This window comes from Ochrobactrum sp. A-1 (assembly GCF_022488005.1).
In the GTDB taxonomy this organism is placed as follows: Bacteria; Pseudomonadota; Alphaproteobacteria; order Rhizobiales; family Rhizobiaceae; genus Brucella.
The window spans coordinates 111,311-132,968 of record NZ_JAKVQC010000001.1 but is presented as its reverse complement, the minus strand read 5'-3'; the positions used below and the strand labels follow the sequence as shown (position 1 = coordinate 132,968).

Genomic DNA, 21,658 nt, shown 5'->3' with positions numbered 1-21,658 from the left:
GTAATAACCCGTGTCACCTTGGGTTAGGCGCTAATGAAAGCCAGGTCATCAGAGAGAATGCGTGAATGTCAAAACCGTTGACCCCCATCCTGCTTTTGACAGCCCTCGGAGTTCTGACATCCGTCCCGGTATTGGCCCAGGAGTATCAGGAAACAATCATCTTGTCCGTTTCACCGAAATGGGTGCGGTGGGCCGATGTTTACAAGGTTCAACCAGAGCGCCCAGATGATCCCTATTATCATGTACGGGTCCTAGAGCGGCAGAAAGACTGGAAAGTCTGGCAGTTCAATGAACTTGCTTCCCATATGGCTATAACATCGAAAGCGCTCACAGCGAGCCGTGTCAGTAAGAAAGCGAGAACCTACAATTACAAGGACGTGGAGATCCGCAGCGCATACCACCGCTGGCTGGATGATCCAGCAACACGCTCCCAAGTTCAAGTTTGTGACACGGATATTCTCAGTTGTCTCAAACAGTTGCCACCACGTTAAGAGCCTGTTCCAAAAAGGGTTGAGCGATTTCAGGAGGTTATAATTCAATCGGATTTCTGACATACGATGGAGATCACGATGGCCTGGACAGAAACCGCTCGGCGACAGTATGAGCGTCGCAATTCGCGTTATGCAAGCGATTTAACGGATGCGGAATGGTCTGTGCTCGAACCGCTGATGCCTTTGCCACGACCTCTCGGTCGCCCTCGAAAGACAAACCTGCGAGAAGTGGTGAACGCGCTTCTTTATATAGCTTCTTCGGGTGGTGCGTGGCGGCTTTTGCCTACTGAATTCCCACCATTCTCCACGGTGTAGAAATATTTCTACCGCTGGAGAGATGATGGCATGCTGCGGACCATCAACAACACGCTTGTGATGATTGCGCGTGAACAAGCTGACAAGCAGCCCAGCCCCACGGCTGGTGTGATCGATAGCCAGTCGGTGAAAACCACGGAAAGCGGCGGAATACGAGGTTTTGATGCGGGGAAGAAGATCAACGGTCGCAAACGTCATATTGTGGTTGATACTCTCGGCCTGATGGTTGGTCTCGTGATCCATTCTGCGGGCATTCAGGACAGAGACGGTGCGCCGGATGTCTTGAAAACCATTCTCAAACGTTGGCCGTGGTTGCGGCATATCTTTGCTGACGGCGGATACGCAGGACCAAAGCTCAAAGGCAGGCTGGAAAAGATCGGGAAGTTTACACTGGAAATCGTCAAGCGGTCTGATCGCGCTGAAGGTTTCGAACTACTCCCGCGTCGATGGGTTGTCGAGCGCACATTTGCATGGCTGGGACGGTGTCGCAGACTGGCCAAGGACTTCGAGAAAACCATCGCTTCCTCTGAAGCGTGGATCTACATCGCAAATATCCGCTTCCTCACGCGAAGGATCGCAAGAGCCTGATATCGTTACGTTCATTATGATTCAGGCTCTAAAGAAGGACCCATTGATGTTCAGGTTAATCTACGGCGTAGTTCTAACAGCAACGTTTTGCGGAGTGGCCGGAGCAGAGGATCTCGGCGGTGTCGACTTTGAAAACAAGCTGGCCGAGTGTGTGACGGTCACAGGCGAGAACGCTGTTTTAAAAGCGAATGCCATTACGGTGAAAACCCATTTTCTATTGCATAGGCCAATTGGCGACTGCGGATGCTTCTCGGCTCGGGCGATCTACACAAGCAGCGTCACTATAGAGCGTGTGCAAGAAATGCTGCAGCAAGGCATTATTCCAATCAACAAGGATGCGGTGAAGACGCTCGTTCTTGTGAGCGAGGCAAGTTTGGTTGGCAATCGGAAAATAAACGTCCAATTGACTTGCGCAAGACCCACATAGCCAACTGATGAGTGCGGTGATTAACCCAATATAGTCCTCCACTGTAATGTCGGAAAAGACGACCAATGGGGATCTTGATTTACCTTCGTTCCCACGTGCCGGTGTAGATACGATGACAATAAGCTTTCACAGAATGAAAGCTACCTTGACTCCGGGTTTGACGATTATCGCGATTATTCTCTGACGGGATTCTCCCATTTTGACCTTTAATATTAATCTCCACCTGTCGTGAGTTGGCACATTTGCGCCAGGCCGAACCAGTTGATGGCAATTTCGTTAGCGATAGCACACAGGGCTACGCCCACCTGGGCGACTATAAGCGCTCCGTCCCCCACACGAACGGCCATTCCGCATGACGTCATATGGGCAATCACACGTGCCAACATATGGAGACCGAATAGGTTGACCTGATTGATGCGCCGAAACCGCCCGATTTGCGGCAGGCGGCGCCATTATTCGAGGGGCGGAAACTGGGTTTTGAGGTAAAGGCGGCGGATTTTCGGCCAGGTATCGCTCGGAAATCCATCCCGTTCGATTGGCATAAGTGACGCTGAACCATCCGGAACGGTAGTTCACAACGTTCACCCTTTTACCTTTCCCGATAACCGTACTGACGCGTGCAGTTAACGACGCCTCGGTTCTCATGTTTACCCTGGCGGTCGAATATAGCCATTTTCCGATGAAAGGATGCTGGTCAGCCAATGGCGGCGGCTGGTTTGTCTGTCGGTGAGTCGTTGCCTGCATGAAGCCTAGAGGCTGCGGAGCCTGCTCGGTTGCCGGGATTGAAGTTTTTGGTTGAACTGCATCTAGTGGCGATACTGGGGCCGGCGTGTCACTCCCGAAAACCTTCGCGAGAATGAATAGGGCAGCTGCCCCTAATATCCAGTTGGTTGCCTTCGACAATTTGGATCCCCCAATCCCTCAAAGGATCAAAGCAAAATTTTCAGGGGCTGTCGAGATAAAGCCTTACTTTCGGCATTCAGCCCTGCGGTGTATCGCAATATGATACAAAACTATTGACTCCTGGCTGTATCAGGATATGATACAAGCCGCAGGAGTAACATATGATCCGTTCCTACAAAGACGCCAGAACCAGAGCCGTTGCAGGCGGCAAAGCGCCAAAGGGGTTTCCGGCAGATTTGATAAGAACAACCGTTCGTAAACTTACCATGATCGATAGTGCTGTAATTCTCGATGATCTTCGCTCTCCTCCCGGTAACAGGCTGGAAGCTCTGAAGGGGGACCGTAAAGGGCAGCACTCGATCCGCATCAACGATCAGTGGCGCATCTGTTTCATTTGGACCGATGCTGGCGCTGAACAAATCGAAATTGTTGACTATCACTGAAAGGAAGAAGCCATGACCAGTAAACTCCCCCCGGTCCATCCCGGCGAAATCCTTCGGGAAGAATATCTCATCCCGCTCGGGATGAGTGCAGGCGCGCTTGCCAGGAATCTGAATGTTCCTCGCACTCGCATTGAGCGTCTGGCGACAGAACAGACTGCCGTTACACCTGACACGGCTCTGCGCCTTGCGAAGTTCTTCCGCACCACGCCCGAATTCTGGATGAATTTGCAGTCAGGTTACGACCTTAAAACAGAGGCGGTAGCTATTCAGGATCAGCTTTTAGCCATCCATGAACTGAAAGCAGCCTGATTTACCATATATTGATGCAGAGCAGGCGCCTTTCCCAGTAAGTCCCAATCGTTTCACGCTAACGACGAAACCGATGGTGTGAGATGCGAAAGGTTCTTTTGGCAGCCTGTGGTTTCTTCTTGTCAGGGAAGGGGCACCCATCGCTCCTTGGATTATTCGACTTTATCCTGAAGGAGAAAACCAAGGACTACAGATTACCCTTGAATTTGGTAGAGAAGCTGCAAGCGCGGTTGCGTCGAACTGTCCTGTGCCGGGCCACTGTGACTGAACTGATTTGGCTGCACGAACGCTATCATGACGCAAGTTTTGACTATTTTATCAAGCGTAGCGGTCCAGATTCACTGTGGTCGTGCTTAACTTAATGTAATGGTGCCCTGAATGAAAAATAGATCTTTCATAGCGGTCGTCATCGCGATTGCACTTGCCGGAATTAATGTCCCCGTGTGGGCCGACGGTTTTAAAATCCACGAGCTCACGCCCATCAAGCAGGAGTTCTGGTCGATTTTCGATGCCTCTGCGCATCATGCGGAAGAACCGACTAACTTTCGGATGTCCTGCTGCGGAACAGATGACGATCAACATTTGATGATCGCTATCGATCGCCATGTCGACGAGCAGGGACAGGAAAACAGAACCGACGAAGGTTATCTCAAAGAGTTGGACGTCAGTTCCGAAGAAATCGGGTTTAAAATCGAGAAAATCGATGTCTCCCCTGCAGTTGGACGACTTATCCGCATTCCGAACGTCGGTGGCCTGAAGGGGGTGAATATTTTTGTCGTAGAGGGCGGAGACAGGCTCACAATCCAATCTGTCGCGCCGACCGAGGAGACCGCTGAGAACAATGCGCGGAACGCCTTGGAAATAGCAAAAAAGCACGTCATTGGGCGATGACCCGGTCTATGGGTTAAGCGCATTATTCAATTGTCTTCTGTTAAGTCTCAGTCGATCAGACCGTACGAAGATTTCATAGATAGAAAACTGAAATCAAACGCAATGTCATCCTTCGCTTGAGCAATCACAGTGCTTGCAAACGATAGGCAGCTGCGAAAGCGGATAGGTCGTCGTGTACTTCAGTTACATTGCCGTCAGATCGCAGTTCGATGCGATCATCAGTGTGGGTGCAAACATCAATGATTGCCTCACCGAGGACGAATGCGTCAAAGGAAGCGTTAAGTAGCTGGCCGCCCCCTTCATTCAGGTCTTGTATCGCCTTGTAGAGCGCCTGGGCTTGAGCGGAATCCAAAATCATGATGTGACTCCATCTTGGTATTGGCAGTCAGCATAATCCTGCCCGTGAGGCTTGGTGGTCGTCATGCACTAATCCAGGCCAAAAGTTGTGCGGAATGGTAATCCTCACTCTTGGCCTTAGTAGAGAGCCATTGGAAGGAGAGAACAAAGGCTTCGAATTTTCATCATCGAAAGACAAACAGATGACTTACACGTGGGAAGTCATCTGTTTTGACAGCACCCTGGTGCAGATGCTGCGGAGCAATTCGCCTCAGGTTCGACCCAGACGTCTACGCAACTCTTCATTCTCAGCACGCAGCTTTGCAGCAAGTTCTTGGCGTAGCTTGAGGTTCTCTGCTTCCAGTGAAACCAAGCTGGAAAGATCATCGCTCGACGACCCTGTTGATGGCCCGGGCGCTGTCTTTGCAGCAGCGTTCTTCCAGTTATAGTAGGTCTGCTCACTCACTTTAGTCTGCTGCAATGCAGCCTTGAGAGTGGTCTTGCCATCTTTTGTTGCTTTTTCGATAGAAGCAAGGATGGAGGCGCGCTGGGCCGGCGTGTACTTGTTGCGCTTGTTCTCTACCAGTGGTGTTGTAGTGGGTTCTGCTTTTGAAGCAGCTTTGGCTGCTTTCACTGGTCTGGATGCGGCCCTCGTGGTTTTAGCGGCAGGTGCTGTAGCCGCCTTTGCGGGCCTAGGCTCAGCTTTTTTGCGTGGTGCACGGGTTTTCTTCGTGGCACCCACAGGCTCAGCGCTTCTCACCTCAACTGGTGTCTCGTTTACTGCTGCAATGGTTTCGTCTGCCATGTTATGCTTCTCCAGATCGATGTTTGGAAATTCATTTAGGCGTCAAAAATACAGGTCAATGGTTGATGTAACAATAAGGCCGTGTACATCATGTGTTCAAGATGAGATAGACTTGCTTTCAGGACATATCGATCAGGTCGGAGATTCTGTTAAGTGTTGAAAATCCGCCGCATAATTTGTAGCTACTGCTAAAAGCCCTTTGAGACGCGCGGAGCGTACCTTCAAATCTCCTCTGGAAAGCTACTCACGGATGAAAAATCCAAACCGTAATATTGTCGTTGAATATAAGAACAAGCGTACTCGCAAGGGCTCGTCATCTTTGTGGGGAAATCTGGATCTGAAGTCGATTGCCCGGCAAGTGGAGGCCGATGCGCCCCAATCTCCAGTGGAGGTTCGGGCCCAGCCTGATCTATCCAAGCTGATCGAGCGCAGAACTGAGAACGCCACTACAAAAGTTGTGGCGCATGCTGAGCCGGTCATCGAGCAAGTTGAAGAGGCTCTGACCGAGCCAGAACTTTCCAACATGGACGCCTCGAAACCGGAAGAAGCACCCCTTGCAATGGAAGAGCTGCAAACGGCAAACATGGCGGGAAATCCTGTTGTCAGTGAGAAAAAGCCGTCTGTTCCACGTCGTAAGAAAAAATCAGTCCCGGTTAAACGAGAAGCGGTAAGTCGAATCGCAGCCGAGCCCGATATTCAGGCTGAATTGTCAGCTCTTGAAATAGAGAATGCCGATCTGAAACGTGAACTGGCCGCCAGTTTGCGCATGGAGAACAGACAGTTGCTCAAAATGCTCCGACGATTGGAACAGCAGTAGAGAAACGGTCGCCAAGACTGTCCTGCCGTCCTCGATAACTGATCTGTTCATGCGTTCTGGTGACATGTGTAACGGCTGTGGTCGCCAAAACTATTGAGTTGTCGGGCTTAAGCTGACAACATTTCTGCATACTGTTGCGGCAGGTATAGGGAGGTCGATCACGATGAAGTCACTGGGGGAACGTCTCGTTGCGAGGTTGAAGAACTGGCGATCGCGGAAGAAGTCGACTTTGCCGGATGAATTGCCTGATATTGGACCTGCAGCTGACGAAAGCTCTGAGCAGCCTGAACCTATATTGCCAACGCGACTATCCATCAAAGTTACGACCAAAGATCCCGATGAAAGAAATGGCAAGGCAGCAGCCCCAAAGGTCGAGCCCGTCGCTTCTTCTGAGGTGTTATCGTCCGCTGAAGAGCCGAAGGTCCCTCAAGAAGCGCCAGTTGTTGTGGGGCCCGAGCGGAAAGAGGAGGGGATAGATGAAATTCTAGCCTCGCCTCCCGTTCTCAAATCACCGCAAAAGCAACGGCGCGTGAGAAAGCCAGGCCCCCAGACTGAAGACGGACCGGTGACAGACGAAGAACTGGAAGAGCTGGAAGCGGAAAATGCCCGGCTCAAGCTCCTATTGAATGAGCGGTTGAAAGCGAAGCAGGATGGTTCTGAAAACTGACAAGCTTCGGATGATTTTGATTAAGACACAGGGAATAGCGATGGCTGTTACATTGTTGCATGGAACGGGAAATCTCATCTGCGACGGCGTTGATGTGGGCGGCGTTGAATTCAGCATCGCTAACCCTGAAGATGGTCCGCATGTGACCAGGCGTGGAAAAGTGTGGGGAAACAAAAAGGCCGTTGCAGCGGCAATGAATGCCACAAAGACAGAACTTGCCGTGCCTGAATCCGGAGGCTTGCTTCTCCTGGATATTCAGGATCTGGACCGCGACGGTGGGGCGCTGTTCACTGTTTTACAGCCTGTCACCGTCTGACGACGGAACGGTCGAAATCAGCACAGGATCATCGTTTCAACGATTGGTTCAGCGACCTGTTTTCTGTACGATACGTCATTATGGTGTGCATGTGCTGTGTTGCGACGTTCATGGTCATCGTCCACATCATCTAAATCCCCGACGCTCTTCCCGGACCGCCGGGACATACCACACAATGTTCGGGCAGGGGTCCGTTTCTGATCGAGAACACTGGTTACCCAATATAAGGCCAACGAGTGCACGATAAAACCTAAGGGTCAGTTCCTGCCGGGCAGGAATGGTGTGTGAAGCGATGAGCGCTGCTTTTCAGATCAGCACTAAACCTACCATCTTTGCTTGGGACTAAAGGAGGTTAGTGCTCTGCGAAAATCGATACTCGTCGGCTTTTGTTGAATAATTGGTTTTAATCAGATTGTTGGCCGACAAGCCGACCTTCGTAATCCTGACCACCATAGTAAATACCAAGAATGCGAACTATCTGATTTGTGCGATCAGTCGTGTAGGCGATCAAGACACGACGGCGGAAACCGAGCGTGCGCAAGCCTGGCAGCAGGTCGTCACGCGCTGCACCACGCTCGGGGAAACTTTCCAGAGCGTCGCAATGGGAAACGATTTCATCAACAAAACGTTCGCCAGCTTCCGGCGAACCCGCCTCTGCGATATAGGATTCTATGACCGCCAATTGATCAAGGGCCTCGGGGGCATATTCGACAGCGAAGCGTTTCACGGGCTGACGGTTTTCCTGCTGGTGCGCCTGGCAGCTAGCTGGGCGCGCAGTTGCACAGAACTAAGTGCTCGGCCCGGATCGGCGTCAAGGGCGGCGGCAGCCGAAACGACTTCGTTGCGCAGCCAGGCCTCGACGGCCTTGTCGCGGGCTGCAAGTGCGCGCAGGCCGTCACGGAACACCTCGCTTTCGGTGGCATACTCGCCTGCTGCAACTTTGGCCCTGACCGTTTCGGCCATTTCATTGGGCAGGGTAATGCTGAATTGTTGTGTGGAGCGGCGCATGGTGCATACCTCCTTTGTAGGATTTAATCCTACAGCCGTCGACTAGATGAATCAAGTCGAACCGACGTCAAAACTGGTGTGGCAAGCCAGACAATGTCATGAACACCTGCTCTAGCCGCACAGAATATCGAGCGGCTCACAACATTGAGAGTTTTGCTACCGGTGACAACCGTGGGTGATGGATGACCGGTGCAGCTTTGCGATTGACCTGCAGAAATGTAGCCCAACGATGATGCACGTATAGCATCGATATGTGTTTTAGCCGGAAATAATGAATCGCCTACGCGGTAGTTCCAATGCGAGGACTTTATTTGCGAAGAGAGCGTAGCGAAGGGAGCAGGCCGGAGGCACCCGCGCTTTTAATTTGCGCTGTAGGGTTGCCGGAGGCCTCATTCAAATGATGGCAATTTTCTTGACCGCTACGTTCCAATAGATACCCTAAATGGTAATATTGAAACCGGGGTTAGATGCCAGTTATCAGCTGCTAAGGCCTTTGAATGCCGTTGAGGAAGAATGAACGAGAAATTTAGGGTTGTCTGACGATACCAAATCGGTAACATGATGCCGAAGTAATGCTTGACCTTTTCAAGGAGATTTCTGTCCGGACCTTAAAAGAAAAACCGCTCCCGAAAAAATCCGGAAGCGGGGTGCAAATTTCAAATATTCCGTAAAAATAAAGTCGCACTCCCAACTTCCAAAGTCAATACAAAACGCTTTTCGGCGAACGGGAAAGCTTTGCCTGGTCCCTAAGAGGAGACGAGGAGTATGGGGGAAGCCCTACAGCCTGTGCGGCGGGTCGGCCGCAAACAGACATCACAACGAACCGAGTTTCGGCGGCTGGCTCAGACTGCGGAAATTGGAACGGTGACACGCGGCCAACTGATCGGACTTGCGCAGTCACTCCCTTGCCTTGGCCTCATCAACGGCACAGAGGCGCACTTGCTTGTTGTACTGATCAATACGGCTCCAGCAGACAGCTATGACAAAGGTGGCCGACCGATCGTGTTCAAATCCAACGCTGCGCTTGCGTTCGAAATCGGGCGATCCGAGGGACGTGTCAGCCGTGTGTTGTCCCGGCTGTTTGATGCCGGTGTTATTACCATGCAAGATAGCGGCAACTATAAACGCTATCCGGTGCGTGATGGGGACGACAGTATTGCCGACGCTTGCGGTATTGATCTGCGCGTTCTCATTGCCCGCTTCGTGGAACTCAGTGGAATGGTACGGCATGCAAAGGCGGAAAAGAAAGCACACAATGCGAACCTGCGCCGCTATCGCGGTGCTGTTCGCAATCTGCGTTACGCACTCGCCTCTATGGAGGAACTGCCCGCCCGTCTGCGCGCCATGATCGAGCAGCGTTTCGCGCGTGTTCTCGATGCCGTAGGCATCGCGACCAAGGCATCCAGCAGCGTTCTCCGACGCGCAACAGGCTTAATTGAATGGATCATCGAGAAGGTAATGCAGCTGCCTCACGGTGAGCAGCCTTCCGCAAGAAACGAAGATTCGACACGCCAATATGTCGAAAACGACATGCACAAACAGATTACAAACCCCTATTCCCTTGAATATCGTAAAGATGAAATGCGTTCGGCATACGCCGAACAACTCAGTTTCCCTAAAACCGGCTTCGCCGGTAAGAAAGCTCTAGAGAAAAGCTTGGAGCGCAATTCGAGCCAGGTCAATCAACCGCACTACTCCCCACAAGCGTTAGTGGCCCTTCAAGATCTGTTACGGGCAATACCGGCACTGACGACTTACGGAGTATCGCGCCCTCGCACCTGGACTGAATTGGCCCGGCTCGCCCCGCAAATTTGCCGCATGGCGGGCATTTCCGAAGATGCGCGCTGCCGCGCTGTCGATCAGATGGGAGAACAGGCCGCCGCTATTGCCATCGCGATCACGCTGCAGAAGTTCGACGAGAGGCAAGTGAAATCGCCGGGCGGCTATTTGCGCGCCATGACAGCGCGCGCAGCCGCCGGCGAACTGCATCTTGCGCGCTCGGTTTTCGGGCTTGCTGCCCGTCATGGAATGGAAGGAATGCAATGATCTTTCGCTACGTTTTCGCCGCAGCGGTGGCCTTATGGCCGCAATCGACGCTTGCCAAAAGGAGGAGAGCAGCTTTTTGAGCGGCAAGACGTGGTCATGCAGCCTGGTTGCTCGCCGATCAGGCTGAAGCGATGTTACGCTATTTGCCGCGAAACCACAGCCTCGACATTGTCGAATATGGGTATGCTGAGAATGTAGCACGCGAGCGGTTGCTTTTAATCTGGGCGGAGGACATAGAGAGCCCGCATCTCTATCGACGGGCCCATGCCTCCAGCTAAGTCCGCCAGTGCACAGCCATATTGGCATTATAGGATGATCAACGTAGAGAACCGATCCGGTTATCTAAACTTGGCAAGATTACACGATTTCTGTTGAAAATGCGCTATATACGGCTATCATGCGTGACAATTTCGGTACCATACAAACGGTCTGTGCCGCCGAGACGAATTGCCATATTGGCGCATAGAGCACGCCTCTAATTCGGTTGCTTTTGACGCTCGTTCGCACGTCGACGCGGTTGCCGCAAAGCCGGAAGCCTGAAAAATTTCCCCGCCTGCGGCTCCTCGCGCGACAAATTTTCGGCCCTCGGCTTCCTCCGCTGCGCTCAAGCCCAAGGGTGCAACACCGCTTACCGCCGTGCCAGTGAACAATCATCGCAACCACATAGAGGAGTGAATACCATGGCCAACGAAATCACCAACTTCATCCAGTTCTCTAGCGAAGACCTCGACACCGCTTCCGGCAAAGGCCGCATCTCGACCCTAACTGACGACATCGACATTGAGGTCGTGCCTTTCAATTCGGAAAACCCTGACGCTCCTACGCACCGCGTTTTCGCCAAATCCCCACGTGGCTTCAATATCGAAGTTGGCGGGATCTGGAGAAAGGCAAAGGCCGACGGCGAAGGCTTTAAGCGCAATCTCTCGATCCGCCGCTTGAATTACAACGCCAACCTCGGTCGCTTCGGCGGACAGGACGACCCAAGCCTTCAGGCCGTTCTCGAATGGGAACCGCGCAATTGATAGCGCAACAGCGCCCGGCTGAGTGCCGGGCGCACTACACCGAAAGTGCCGAAAATCCCTTTGTTTTCTGGATTTTGGTCGCCTTTTGTGCTAGCGTTAATTGCAACAGGAGTTTTGAAGATGAACGTGCATGCCCCCCGTCCGGATCGATCTCCGGAAGCTGTTGCCAGGCGCAAAAAGGCTACGGATCAGGCGCGCGCCGCAAATATGCGACAGGGCTATATCCACGATCCACTGTTGGAAGAGGCAACAGCGGCCTATGTCGCCGGCGATATCACGCGCGACGAATACAGAGATCGCGTAGTCCGCAAACCACAGTAGTTCAACCTCAATATTTTTAGTTTGATGCCGCCTGCCCAGGGCAGGCGGCTTTTTATTGGTTTTCGCCATGGCTGAAACGGAATCCAACGGTTCCTATACATATCCGAACACATCGGGCGATCCGGACCGCAGGGATGTGCTGCGCAACAAACTTGGGATCCAGTCGCATAAGGAACTACGCGTCGAAGAATATCGCGCGGCAGCTTTCCGGATGGCTGAAATTGCCGAAGGAGACGGCCCGAAAGGGACTTTCGACGCGCAACATCTGAAGGCCATTCATGGTCATATTTTCCAAGACATTTATGAATGGGCCGGTCATACCCGCGATGAAAGCCCGGTCGTTGACGGCCAGAGAGTGGAGCCGATTGGTAATCTGTCGAAAGGCGGAACCTCGTTCCTGCACGGTTCACGTATCGAGATGGGCTTGGACGAAGCCTTTAGACCCATCAGGAATCCCGAGATAGTGCGTGGATCGTCGGGCGAACAGTTCGCCGAAATCGCTGGAAAAGTCTTGGCAGAGTTGAATTACGTGCACCCGTTTCGAGAAGGCAACGGACGGGCCCAGGAGGCACTGCTAGCATCCATCGGTCGCGAATATGGTCATGAGGTTGACTTCACGGTCATTACCAAGCCGCGTATGATCGACGCATCGATCGCGACGACCAACGAGCGCTCCAGTCCGGCGATGAAACATATCTTTGAAGACGCGATCGATCCAAACCGGCAGGAAGCCATAAGAGCTGCGTTCGTCGATTTGGAAATGCGCGGTGAGAATGCTTTCGAGCACAACGTGCGCACCGCCAGGCCGGCGAACAGATTTCAGGTCAGGTTCTCGGGCACGATATACGTGTAGCCAGCCTTGTTACCGACCACGGGATTGTCGCCGTCGATCGCGCCGACCTTCCAGAGCGGTTGCCCGATGACGATTCCGAAATCACATTTACGGCACGTTCTGACTTCTCCCGCCTGTCGCGCCCGGATCAGGTCAGAAATGCAGATAATCCCACCGTCGAGCGAATGTCGCCAGAGCAGAAAATAGCCGCGGACCCATCCCGGCTTGCGGAGCTGTCGGCGCAAAAGCAGCCCGAGCGGGATTCCGACGACCGCGAACGATAAGAGGTGCAACCCTCTGCGCAGAGAGCCAGTCTGTTAACTTCGGTGAGTGACATTTAGCCCGCCCCACTCGTTGGCTGATTGACGGACAAGCTGCGATAGCCACTCCCCCATGCAACCGCTTCGCGGTCCTCCACTCCTGTTGCGGCCCAAAGGGTGCATGGGCTCGTCTCGGCTATCTCCGTTTCTTGCCGTCAACCAACGAATGGAGACGGCCATGAACAACGTCAGCGACACCTATCAGCGCATCACAGACCTCATCATCGAGCAGCTGGAAGCGGGCACCAAACCCTGGGTGCGGCCTTGGCGCGGAAATACCCGCCCGACCACCATCATCCCGCGCCGATCCAGTGGTGAAGCCTATCGCGGCATCAATGTTCTCATGCTCTGGATCGCGTCGCAGATGAACGGCTACGAGGAGACCACCTGGATGACCTATCGTCAGGCAAAGGATCTCGGCGGTCAGGTCCGGAAGGGCGAACGCGGATCGCTCGTCGTCAAATATGGCACCTTTACGCGCAAGGATCAGGACGCCGAAGACGACCGTTCAATCTCTTATCTCAAGGGATACACGGTATTCAACGTAGAGCAGATCGAGAACCTGCCTGCCGACTATTACAGCCCAGCTGAACTGATGCCGACGGCGCCGGTGCCGCGCAACGAAACCGTCGACACCTTTGTTCGCAAGACCGGGGCTGTCGTTCACTATGGCGGCACGAAGGCTTGCTATCGTCCTGGACCTGACGACATTCTCATGCCCGACCGCGAGCGTTTTCTAAGCGACGTCCACCTTTATTCGTCACTTCTGCACGAAATTGGTCACTGGTCGGGCGCAAAACATCGCCTTGATCGCGATCTGTCTGGCCGCTTCGGCACCAACGCTTACGCGGTCGAAGAACTCGTCGCCGAACTGTCCGCAGCATTCCTTTGCGCTGACCTGGGCGTGGCTCATGATCCTGGCGAAAACACAGCCGCTTATATCGAAAATTGGCTGAAGTTATGACGAGGTGAGCATAACTTGAGTTATCCGCAGCAGCCCATAATGCGAAGGAAGGCGGCCGCACCGCTGGAAATCCGCGGGGTTCCAGCTTCCGCGAGCGGGATTTGCTCAGCATTATTTTGTGCCGGACCTTTGCTGTCGTTTTGACAAGCAGAGGAATCAATAATGTTGAATGCTGATTACGAGCTCATCGCCGAGCTCAGAATTGTACTGACCAACCAACGATACAGCCCGGTGGTGATCGGCAACTACTGCGCCTATGCGCGCGGGTTCGTCGAATACCTTGCACAGCAGAACATCGATGTTGTGGAGGTGACCGAGACGCAGGTGGTTCATTACCTGCATCATGCGGTAGCGCTGTTCCGGAAGCGCCATGGTCGATCTCCGGGGCCATACTGGCACTCTATCCCGCGCTCCGGAATCCATGCCTTGCTGCGGCTTGCACAGGGCCAATGGCCGTCCCCGCCGAAAGCGACCTGCGCGGCCGACGCACTGCGCTTTGCCATCTGCGACGAGTACGAGACCTGGCTGCGCGAAGAACGAGGCCTTGCTACGGCCAGCATCGACGCGCTGATGTGGGAGGGCCGTAACTTTCTGGTCTGGCAGCTCGATCGGCACGGTCCCGACAGCCTGATGGCAATGACCGTCAGCGACATCGACCGTTACATGGACACGCGCAGCCCTCATCAGACGCGCCGGTCTGTGAAGGATGTGGCGGAGCGCCTTCGCTCGATGCTGCGCTATCTCCATCGAACAGGGCGCGTCGCCATCGATTTATCGCCGCATGTCATCGCCCCCTTGCTCTATGCGTATGAAGGGGTGCCATCGATCCTTACGCCCGATCAGGTCACGGCGGTTTTGCAGTCCTCGGGGGAGGATAAGACGCCGACGGGCCTGCGGGATCATGCCATCCTGCAATTGCTGGCGACCTATGGCTTGAGATCGGGCGAAATCTGCAACCTGCGGATCGAGGATATCGACTGGCGGGCGGAAGTGATCCGCATCAGGCACACCAAGACCCGGGCCAACTCATTCCTGCCATTGATGGCGCCGGTGGGTGAGGCCGTGCTCGCCTATCTGCAGACGGGGCGGCCTGTCACAAATGCTCGCGAGATCTTTGTCCGAACACGCGCGCCTTATCGTAAGCTCGGCATGCTGGCCAATATGGTGCGGCGGCGGCTTACGACTGCCGGGATCACGCCGGCTGGTAAAAGCGGCTCCCATATCTTCCGCCATGCACGCGCCGTCGAAATGCTGCGCGCCGCCGTGCCGCAGAAGGTGATCGGCGATCTGCTCGGGCATCGCTCTACGGAGTCCACAGCTCCCTATCTGAAGCTCGCCACCGAGGACCTTCGGGCCATCGCGCTCGACGTGCCGGGACGGGAGGTGCGGTCATGACGAACTGGCCCGACCCTGATCGCAAGCTGATCGCGCGGTACATTGCAGGCCTCAACCTGCGCACCACGCAGAGCCCCATCTACTACAAGCAGGCGCTCAACATCTTCCAGGATGTCGCCGAACGCCACGGCAAGCTCGACAAGGACATGCTGGTGGCATGGTTGCATGTGTCGCCTGGCCGGTGGGCCTCGACGACACGGCTGCACCGCACCCGGATTATCGACCGTTTCCTCGATCACCTTGAAGAAACCGGAGCGATCGAACGCAATCCCGTCGCCAGTCTGCGTGAGGCTTGCAATATCAAACAGTGCAAGCCGGTGTGGCGCGCGCTGGCCTCCAGCGATCCGGATCGCGCGCTTGCCGAACTATACCGACCCAGGCCATTCGGCAGTGTGCTGGGCAACATGATGGCTGAGCACGTCACATTGATGCGCAACCGGGGTTACAAATACACTGCGCAAGCGATGCGGCTATGGCGGCTCGACCGCTTTCTTCAGCTAAACCCGGAGCTTCAGGACCAGCCGCTCGAGGTGATGCTTGAACACTGGTCCGCGGCGAAAACGACGCGCAATCATCCCAACGAGTGCGAAAAGCTCCGACGGGTCCTCACGAAAATCCTGCGCCATCAGGACCCATCGATCCCGCCCCGCCGACCTGATCCGCGCCCAGAAAAGGAAGTGGCCAGACATTGGCGAAAACCGCATATTTACACACCGTCCGATGTGCTGCGTATGCTCGACATCGCCCGCTCTTACCCTTCACCTCGATCGCCGCTTCGTCCGTCGAGCATCTACACCATGCTGCTGCTCGCCTATTGCGCCGGTCTGCGGCGAAGCGAACTGGCTCGCCTCGATCTTGGTGACGTGGACTTCCAAGGCGGCACGATCACGATCCGCCAAACCAAGTTCTACAAGACCAGGATACTGCCGCTGCCCGACAGTGTGATGGTAGAACTTCGATCATATACGGAAGCGCGACGCCGCGCCGGTGGGTTCCTTGATCCGCGCTCCGGCCTGTTCTGGCACGAACAGCGTGGTGACCGCTATACGAAGCAGGCCGTCGCCTGGCTGCTGGTTGACGTCATACGCCGCGCCGGGCTGAAGCCGCCTCGGGGGCGAACTGGACCTCGCCTGCACGATCTGCGGCATTCGATGGTCGTGAACCGGATCCTCGAATGGTACGAGGCAGGCATCAATCCGCAGGATCGTCTGCCGTTCCTTGCGACCTATCTCGGCCATCGGGACATCAACTCGACCCTGGTCTACATCACCGTCACGCAGGACTTGCTGCATCACGCCAATGAGCGGTTCCGCGTGCTGGGCGCGCCATGCCTCAATATCGGGCAGGAGGTGCGGGCATGAGCAAGAACAATCAGTTCCCGTGGCTGATGCGCGCGTTCTTCTACGAGTGGCTGGTCGAGCAGCGCAATGCCTCCATCCATACGGTCCGGTCGTATCGCGATGCCTGGCGACTCTTCCTCCGGTTCGTCGCAAAGCGCTCAGGCAAGAAGGTGGCGATGATCACGCTGGCGGATCTAACCGCCGGAGAGGTCATTGCGTTCCTCGGTCACGCCGAACACGAACGCGGCGGCAAGATCGGCACGCGAAACTGCCGGCTTGCAGCGATACGCAGCTTCTTCAACTTCGTTGCAACCAAGGATCCCGGATCGATCGCCCAGTGCGTCGAAATCCTCAACATCCCGATTAAGCGCGGTCCGGTGTCGGAACCCTGCTATCTGGACCCGGCGGAAGTGACGGCTATCCTGGCTCAGCCTGATCGTTCGACACTCGAAGGTATGCGCGACCACGCCTTGCTCTCGTTCCTCTACAACAGCGGCGCGCGAATACAGGAAGCGCTCGATCTGTGCCCCGATGCGGTCCGGTTCGACAGTCCGAGCTGCGTGCGCCTCACCGGAAAGGGTCGAAAAGAACGCATCTGCCCGCTCTGGCCGGAAACCGTGATATTGTTGCAGAAGCTGCTCGAACGGCAACCACGGGCGCCAAACCAGAGGCTGTTCGTTAACCGCTATGGCGAACCGCTCAGCGCATCGGGGGTCCGGTTCAAGCTTGCCGCCTATGTGAAGGCAGCGGCCGAAACCTCACCAACCCTGCGCGACAAGCATGTGACGCCCCACGCCTTCCGGCATGCAACCGCCGTGCATCTCATATCGGCGGGCGTCGACGTCACGGTCATCCGTAGCTGGCTCGGTCATGTGAGCCTCGACACAACCAACCACTACGCCAGAGCCAACCTCGAAACAAAGCGCAAGGCATTGGAAAAGGTCGGTGCTCCCGAAACACCCACCCGCCAGCCCTCGTGGAAACGCGATACGAGCGTTCTCGCCTGGCTCGACACGCTCTGAAATAATGCGGAGGAAGGTGGCCCGAAACCCCGAACTTTAGGCAATCTGGCCGCCTTCCTTCGCATTATGGGTTGCTGCGGATAACTGGCCGTCCTGAAGGCTGATAAACGCGTCATTATCACCGCTGCAGCCAAAGCTCAGGCGGTTGCCGATTATCTGCATGGGCTCACATCGATACACAGACCGGAGGTCGCGTAAGCGACCTCGAGGTCCAGCGGGACTTTTCCCGCTGCATCGGGTCTGACAGATGAGTTATTACTGTGTTCTGGTGCGAGCGGTGTTGTAAACATCGCCACGCTCACGTTTTCCAACTGCCACGACCAACACCGTCACAGTGTCGTCGTTGACGGAATAAACCAGCCGATAGCCTAATTGACGTAATTTTATTTTATAATGATCAGGCATACCGTGAAGTGAGGCACTAACGACCCGCGGCGTTTCCAAGCGTTCACGCAGTTTTTTCTTTAATTGCTGTTGGATTGTTGAGCCGAGTTTATTCCATTCTTTGAGAGCCGACGGCAAGAATTCAAGCTTATAAGGCATCGATATCGACCGAAATTCCTTTTTCGTCGGCTCGCTTCCGGATTATCTCAGTAAGGCGAATATCGTCCAGCTGCTCGAGCATGGCTTCATAGACATCTGCGGGTACCATATAAGCCATAATTCGATTATGATTAAGAACGGCGACAGCCTCCCCCTTAGCCTCGTCCATTACTGCGGACGGACTCTTTTTGAGGTCCGAAACACTGACTGCTATATTTGCTTCTACACGTTGCATAACAAATTCCGTATCCAATTTGGTGCGATAAATAGTGCCATATTAAGTATTGAAATACAATACCGAACCGAGGAGCACGATTGGAATTTAGATCGCGCAATTCGAGCAATTGGCGGCTATTCGCAATTGCCATTGATAGCTTCGACTATTTAACTGGATCCGTGCTTTGCGGTTTGGCGTCGACCTGGCTTTGTAATTCTGCCATTTTTTTAACCAACGAAAGCAAGTCACGCGTAGTGCTGTGCGGGAGATTTGCCACGAGTTTCGCAAGTTCTACGCGATCCTTGGCTTCCTCCTCACTTTTGCCCCACAAATGAGGCGCTGCCTCGTAAAGCATGTCGATGGGCATGACGTTCAGCACTTCGCAAATATGCACCATGCGAGTGACGTGTAGTTTTGAAAACGCGCGTTCATAGCGACCATAAACCGGCGTAGAAAGTCCCATGAGTGGAGCAAAATCAGCTTGTTTCAAGCCGGCGCTATCGCGTGCATCACGTAGGTATTTCGCAAGCCGTTGATCGATTTCTTCAAACGTACTTATTCCATTAAAGCCCGGACGCCTAAAGACCGGCTTATCGATCTCGGGATCATTGGTTTTTTCCAAAGAATGATCATTAGCGAAATCCAATGCCTCACGATTCACGCGGAAACCCCTTTTGCCTGCCGTGCCACAACAGCGATCATTATCACATTTTCTGAAAATTGCAGCACTCCAGAGGTGGTGTTCGCTTGTTTCAACGCGCGTTTATATTGAAATGAAGCAGGAGAGCGATTTCGGCGTTATGTTGTTTGGGGCTTCCAATGCCGACGTTGTCACTTCGGTTATCTGGATTTCACCGCCACAAGGCGCCAATCATTGGCCGCGCCCTCGAAGACTGCTTCGATAACTTTGGTCTCGTTCAGCCAGCTTAGCGATGCAGACAATTCGCATGCAGCGGTCTGCTCTTTGATTAGAATACAACGTAGCACTGACACTTTGGAAGAATGGCCGTATCCGGCGTAATTCCAGTTCGATAATCGAAATAGCTCTTTCTTGGCTGTTTCGTCATCAGGCCAGATGGCATCGTAGCTTTGCTTTGCCACACGAGCGATCGTCGGTTCGTCATTGTGAATATCTGGTTTGGTGTGTAGCGATGGAGCAATATAGATTCCAATGGCAATTCCGAGCGCTATCCCGACGAGAAAACTACGGCCGAACACGGTCAGTATCCATTATCTTTAAGATATTGATCAATGGCATCACGAAGAATGACCGTCATTTTGAGGCCATTGTCATGAGCAGCGTTCTCAAGACGACGTTTGGTTTCATAATCAAGCGAAACATTGACGAAATGTTTGCTTTCGCGTTCTCGGGATTTACGAAGCTCGCGCAGTCGGTTACGGGAGTGTTCTCGACGGTTCGCATTTTCAATTGCACTTGCGCGGTGTTGTTCCGGCGTTGTCTCGAGAGATTTATCCTGCTTTTTCTGCCTTGATGTCATGAACGCCGATTCATTTCCAACGTTTGCAGCGCCTTCTTCTTGCACGTGAGAAATAGGCGGGGCGGCAGTGTCTTTATCCAGATCAACAGAACGTTTTCGACGTTCCGCGACAGGGAAATCAGAAAGAGAGATTTTTCCCTTAGCCATTGATAGTCTCCCCGCGGTGTTCCTTTTTAAGTTGCTCCAACTCCTCGACGAATGCATTCACCTCCGCTCTGGCCTTGAGAACCGGTTCACTCGGTTCGAGCATTTGTAGTGTGCCAAGACCGCTGCGGATTTCTCGATAGCAATTTCGTTCGATCAATTCCGTATCGAGAAGTACGGAATTGTATCCGTGTTCGCTCAAATTTTGGACGAAAGGGCGAATGATCCGGTATTCTTCGAGATGCCGATTGACAATAGTGATGCGCGTTCGCAGAACTGCTTGAGGGATACTACGGTCAAGAACGTCCGTTCGCGTCGCAATTGCCTCCGCTGCTTCACCAACTGCTTTAATCTCATCCTGGGCGGGCTGAATGGGCGTGATGACGATATCTGAATGGTCGATTATCATATCCATCACAACACTATCGACGCCCGGCGCGTCGATCAAAATGGCGTCATAGTTGGCCTCCTGTGACGCCATTAACTTCTCTATATTGTTCTGACGAAGTGCCGTCGCCAGTGAAATCGACGCCGGTACATTGTCCTTGGCCTCGCACCGCTTCCACCATTCGGCTAAGTTCTGTCGTGGATCGGCATCAATTAGCAATACTCGTCGATTTTTGAGTGCGAGTTCACCTGCAGTCAAAATGACTGCGGTCGTCTTCCCCGCTCCACCTTTGCCGCTTACTGAAGAGATTCGAAGTGTCACGCTGGCCCTCCTGTACCTGGATAATGCTGGTTTTGTTTGTGTCGATTTATTGCCCGAAGCGTCGGCAAATGCTGCCCACACGGCGCGAGAGTATATGTCAAGTTAAGGTAGTTTCACACGATGTGACAACACTCATTGAAGCATGTGACACACCATGTGTTCACATCAAATAATCACATCACTCAATGACTAGAGTTTGGGAACATGTTTCTCCCAATCGAGTGTGAACCCCGGAGCCGCGCAAGAGCCGTCTGTACCGCTCGCACGCAGTCCGGCAAGGGCGAAGAGCGTAGCGTCCCTTGCTGGCGAGTACGAGGGGTACAAAAAGGCGATTAAGGCGGTCTGGAGGTGAACCCTGGTGAGCGTAGTTCCTTTGAAGCGCCGGGGCGTAGCCTCGGCGTAAGGGGTGAGCGGAGCGAGGCCATATTAGACGAATATTAAATGGTTCTGCTCGTAATTGGTTAGGCAGGATACGGAAAAATGTGCTACATTTTTTTCTGACCAATCGCGAAACACGTCCGTGATTGTCGATTGCTGCGCTGAATTGGAGCTAACAACGCCTATGAATGAAGCAATTTCAGAGGATATAAGGGTCGCAAAACCCAAGCCGCAAACCATTCATAGCCGTGTTTCGGCGGACGAATATGACGCGATCGACGCAGCCGCAAAGGCGGCCGACATGACGATGAGCGCATTTTTCAAGGCCGTTTTGCTGCAAGGCGCCGGGATAAAACCGATCTTCAACGACGAAGACAGGGCGCTTTTGTCTCTCCTGCTTGAGGATATGCGCATGATTGGCATCAATCTCAATCAGGTCGCTCGAGCGCTGAATAGCGGCAAATCGGTTTCAGATGGCGAAATCTGCATGGTGGTGGGTGACGTACAAAAGATGCAGGTTGCGGTTCTCAGTGAACTGAGACGCGTTACCAAGCGGTCAGGGTATAGGAACCGCAGCAAGGACTAGCGAC

The 21,658-nt window shown here is 53.8% G+C and carries 28 protein-coding genes and 3 pseudogenes; 19 read left to right on the top strand and 12 right to left on the bottom strand.

Annotated elements, in window-relative coordinates; all coding sequences use genetic code 11:
* The first annotated feature begins 65 nt into the window (after positions 1-65).
* The 3 genes and pseudogenes from MKS82_RS00740 to MKS82_RS00730 all read left to right on the top strand — a co-directional run bounded on the left by MKS82_RS00740 (position 66) and on the right by MKS82_RS00730 (position 1,821).
* Positions 66-491, top strand: a complete 426-nt coding sequence (locus tag MKS82_RS00740) for a DUF5086 domain-containing protein (protein ID WP_109989483.1) — start codon at positions 66-68, stop codon at positions 489-491.
* 78 nt (positions 492-569) lie between these two features.
* Positions 570-1,394 (top strand): annotated as a pseudogene (locus MKS82_RS00735) (IS5 family transposase).
* Positions 1,395-1,440: 46 nt separating this feature from the next.
* Positions 1,441-1,821, top strand: a complete 381-nt coding sequence (locus tag MKS82_RS00730) for a DUF2195 family protein (protein ID WP_109989501.1) — start codon at positions 1,441-1,443, stop codon at positions 1,819-1,821.
* Positions 1,822-2,097: 276 nt separating this feature from the next.
* Here the strand turns inward: MKS82_RS00730 and MKS82_RS00725 are convergent, their stop codons facing one another.
* On the bottom strand, positions 2,098-2,466 hold the full coding sequence (locus MKS82_RS00725) for an SH3 domain-containing protein (protein ID WP_235969191.1): 369 nt from the start codon (positions 2,464-2,466) through the stop codon (positions 2,098-2,100).
* A gap of 419 nt (positions 2,467-2,885) precedes the next feature.
* On the opposite strand from MKS82_RS00725, the gene MKS82_RS00720 reads away from it, so the two are divergent.
* From MKS82_RS00720 to MKS82_RS00710, 3 genes are all read left to right on the top strand, one after another.
* Positions 2,886-3,167: a type II toxin-antitoxin system RelE/ParE family toxin gene (locus tag MKS82_RS00720; RefSeq protein ID WP_109989485.1), complete on the top strand. Its 282-nt coding sequence runs from the start codon at positions 2,886-2,888 to the stop codon at positions 3,165-3,167.
* 12 nt (positions 3,168-3,179) lie between these two features.
* A complete protein-coding gene (locus MKS82_RS00715) occupies positions 3,180-3,476 on the top strand; it encodes a HigA family addiction module antitoxin (protein WP_109989486.1) in 297 nt (98 codons plus the stop codon).
* A gap of 378 nt (positions 3,477-3,854) precedes the next feature.
* Positions 3,855-4,367 (top strand): hypothetical protein, encoded by a 513-nt coding sequence (locus tag MKS82_RS00710; protein ID WP_109989487.1) that lies wholly within the window; start codon positions 3,855-3,857, stop codon positions 4,365-4,367.
* A gap of 124 nt (positions 4,368-4,491) precedes the next feature.
* Here MKS82_RS00710 and MKS82_RS00705 read toward each other — a convergent pair whose 3' ends face one another.
* The gene (locus MKS82_RS00705) at positions 4,492-4,725 is read right to left on the bottom strand and encodes a hypothetical protein (RefSeq protein WP_240578227.1); all 234 of its coding nucleotides are present in this window, start codon (positions 4,723-4,725) and stop codon (positions 4,492-4,494) included.
* 249 nt (positions 4,726-4,974) lie between these two features.
* Positions 4,975-5,508, bottom strand: coding sequence for a transposase (locus MKS82_RS00700; protein WP_109989488.1), 534 nt, complete (start codon positions 5,506-5,508; stop codon positions 4,975-4,977).
* A 250-nt stretch (positions 5,509-5,758) separates the two neighbouring features.
* Here MKS82_RS00700 and MKS82_RS00695 point away from each other — a divergent pair, with 250 nt between their 5' ends.
* The 3 genes from MKS82_RS00695 (at position 5,759) to MKS82_RS00685 (ending at position 7,308) form a co-directional block, all read left to right on the top strand.
* The gene (locus tag MKS82_RS00695) at positions 5,759-6,325 is read left to right on the top strand and encodes a hypothetical protein (protein WP_109989489.1); all 567 of its coding nucleotides are present in this window, start codon (positions 5,759-5,761) and stop codon (positions 6,323-6,325) included.
* 163 nt (positions 6,326-6,488) lie between these two features.
* Positions 6,489-6,992, top strand: a complete 504-nt coding sequence (locus MKS82_RS00690; protein WP_109989490.1) for a hypothetical protein — start codon at positions 6,489-6,491, stop codon at positions 6,990-6,992.
* Positions 6,976-7,308 (top strand): hypothetical protein, encoded by a 333-nt coding sequence (locus tag MKS82_RS00685; RefSeq protein WP_235914824.1) that lies wholly within the window; start codon positions 6,976-6,978, stop codon positions 7,306-7,308. The genes MKS82_RS00690 and MKS82_RS00685 overlap by 17 nt, the downstream gene beginning before the upstream one ends.
* Positions 7,309-7,711: 403 nt before the next feature.
* Here the strand turns inward: MKS82_RS00685 and MKS82_RS00680 are convergent, their stop codons facing one another.
* Complete coding sequence (locus MKS82_RS00680; RefSeq protein ID WP_109989491.1) at positions 7,712-8,035, bottom strand: type II toxin-antitoxin system RelE/ParE family toxin; 324 nt, start codon at positions 8,033-8,035, stop codon at positions 7,712-7,714.
* Positions 8,032-8,316 (bottom strand): ribbon-helix-helix domain-containing protein, encoded by a 285-nt coding sequence (locus MKS82_RS00675; RefSeq protein ID WP_109989492.1) that lies wholly within the window; start codon positions 8,314-8,316, stop codon positions 8,032-8,034. Before MKS82_RS00675 ends, MKS82_RS00680 begins: the two co-directional genes overlap by 4 nt.
* Before the next feature lie 765 nt (positions 8,317-9,081).
* On the opposite strand from MKS82_RS00675, the gene repC reads away from it, so the two are divergent.
* The 4 genes from repC to MKS82_RS00655 all read left to right on the top strand — a co-directional run bounded on the left by repC (position 9,082) and on the right by MKS82_RS00655 (position 12,558).
* Positions 9,082-10,362 (top strand): plasmid replication protein RepC, encoded by a 1,281-nt coding sequence (gene repC, locus MKS82_RS00670; RefSeq protein ID WP_151558871.1) that lies wholly within the window; start codon positions 9,082-9,084, stop codon positions 10,360-10,362.
* 680 nt (positions 10,363-11,042) lie between these two features.
* The gene (locus tag MKS82_RS00665; protein ID WP_240578226.1) at positions 11,043-11,384 is read left to right on the top strand and encodes a DUF736 family protein; all 342 of its coding nucleotides are present in this window, start codon (positions 11,043-11,045) and stop codon (positions 11,382-11,384) included.
* A 120-nt stretch (positions 11,385-11,504) separates the two neighbouring features.
* Positions 11,505-11,705 carry an antitoxin VbhA family protein gene (locus tag MKS82_RS00660; protein ID WP_128095055.1) on the top strand — a complete coding sequence of 67 codons (201 nt, stop codon included), beginning with the start codon at positions 11,505-11,507 and terminating at the stop codon, positions 11,703-11,705.
* Between the two features lie 67 nt (positions 11,706-11,772).
* On the top strand, positions 11,773-12,558 hold the full coding sequence (locus MKS82_RS00655) for a Fic/DOC family protein (RefSeq protein WP_445558047.1): 786 nt from the start codon (positions 11,773-11,775) through the stop codon (positions 12,556-12,558).
* Here MKS82_RS00655 and MKS82_RS29610 read toward each other — a convergent pair.
* Positions 12,525-12,830, bottom strand: a complete 306-nt coding sequence (locus MKS82_RS29610; protein WP_445558046.1) for a hypothetical protein — start codon at positions 12,828-12,830, stop codon at positions 12,525-12,527. The genes MKS82_RS00655 and MKS82_RS29610 overlap by 34 nt on opposite strands.
* A 205-nt stretch (positions 12,831-13,035) precedes the next feature.
* On the opposite strand from MKS82_RS29610, the pseudogene MKS82_RS00650 reads away from it, so the two are divergent.
* From MKS82_RS00650 to MKS82_RS29605, 5 genes and pseudogenes are all read left to right on the top strand, one after another.
* Positions 13,036-13,818: pseudogene (locus MKS82_RS00650) on the top strand (ArdC family protein); the annotation flags it as partial.
* A gap of 165 nt (positions 13,819-13,983) precedes the next feature.
* Positions 13,984-15,216 (top strand): site-specific integrase, encoded by a 1,233-nt coding sequence (locus MKS82_RS00645; RefSeq protein ID WP_125302982.1) that lies wholly within the window; start codon positions 13,984-13,986, stop codon positions 15,214-15,216.
* The gene (locus tag MKS82_RS00640; protein ID WP_125302979.1) at positions 15,213-16,577 is read left to right on the top strand and encodes a tyrosine-type recombinase/integrase; all 1,365 of its coding nucleotides are present in this window, start codon (positions 15,213-15,215) and stop codon (positions 16,575-16,577) included. The genes MKS82_RS00645 and MKS82_RS00640 overlap by 4 nt, the downstream gene beginning before the upstream one ends.
* Entirely contained in the window at positions 16,574-17,578 is a 1,005-nt protein-coding gene (locus MKS82_RS00635) for a site-specific integrase (protein ID WP_125302977.1), read from the top strand. The genes MKS82_RS00640 and MKS82_RS00635 overlap by 4 nt, the downstream gene beginning before the upstream one ends.
* 84 nt (positions 17,579-17,662) lie before the next feature.
* A pseudogene (locus MKS82_RS29605) lies at positions 17,663-17,776 on the top strand (antirestriction protein); the annotation flags it as partial.
* A 57-nt stretch (positions 17,777-17,833) separates the two neighbouring features.
* Here the strand turns inward: MKS82_RS29605 and MKS82_RS00630 are convergent.
* The 6 genes from MKS82_RS00630 to MKS82_RS00605 form a co-directional block, all read right to left on the bottom strand.
* Positions 17,834-18,121, bottom strand: a complete 288-nt coding sequence (locus tag MKS82_RS00630; RefSeq protein WP_180350248.1) for a type II toxin-antitoxin system RelE family toxin — start codon at positions 18,119-18,121, stop codon at positions 17,834-17,836.
* Positions 18,111-18,356, bottom strand: a complete 246-nt coding sequence (locus tag MKS82_RS00625) for a type II toxin-antitoxin system Phd/YefM family antitoxin (protein ID WP_109989459.1) — start codon at positions 18,354-18,356, stop codon at positions 18,111-18,113. Before MKS82_RS00625 ends, MKS82_RS00630 begins: the two co-directional genes overlap by 11 nt.
* A 145-nt stretch (positions 18,357-18,501) precedes the next feature.
* Entirely contained in the window at positions 18,502-18,999 is a 498-nt protein-coding gene (locus MKS82_RS00620) for a helix-turn-helix domain-containing protein (RefSeq protein WP_109989458.1), read from the bottom strand.
* A gap of 179 nt (positions 19,000-19,178) precedes the next feature.
* On the bottom strand, positions 19,179-19,556 hold the full coding sequence (locus MKS82_RS00615) for a hypothetical protein (protein WP_109989457.1): 378 nt from the start codon (positions 19,554-19,556) through the stop codon (positions 19,179-19,181).
* A 2-nt stretch (positions 19,557-19,558) separates the two neighbouring features.
* Positions 19,559-19,984, bottom strand: a complete 426-nt coding sequence (locus tag MKS82_RS00610) for a hypothetical protein (RefSeq protein ID WP_109989456.1) — start codon at positions 19,982-19,984, stop codon at positions 19,559-19,561.
* Complete coding sequence (locus tag MKS82_RS00605; RefSeq protein WP_109989455.1) at positions 19,977-20,690, bottom strand: ParA family protein; 714 nt, start codon at positions 20,688-20,690, stop codon at positions 19,977-19,979. Before MKS82_RS00605 ends, MKS82_RS00610 begins: the two co-directional genes overlap by 8 nt.
* 562 nt (positions 20,691-21,252) lie before the next feature.
* Here MKS82_RS00605 and MKS82_RS00600 point away from each other — a divergent pair.
* The gene (locus MKS82_RS00600) at positions 21,253-21,654 is read left to right on the top strand and encodes a plasmid mobilization protein (RefSeq protein WP_181394333.1); all 402 of its coding nucleotides are present in this window, start codon (positions 21,253-21,255) and stop codon (positions 21,652-21,654) included.
* Positions 21,655-21,658 lie beyond the last annotated feature (4 nt).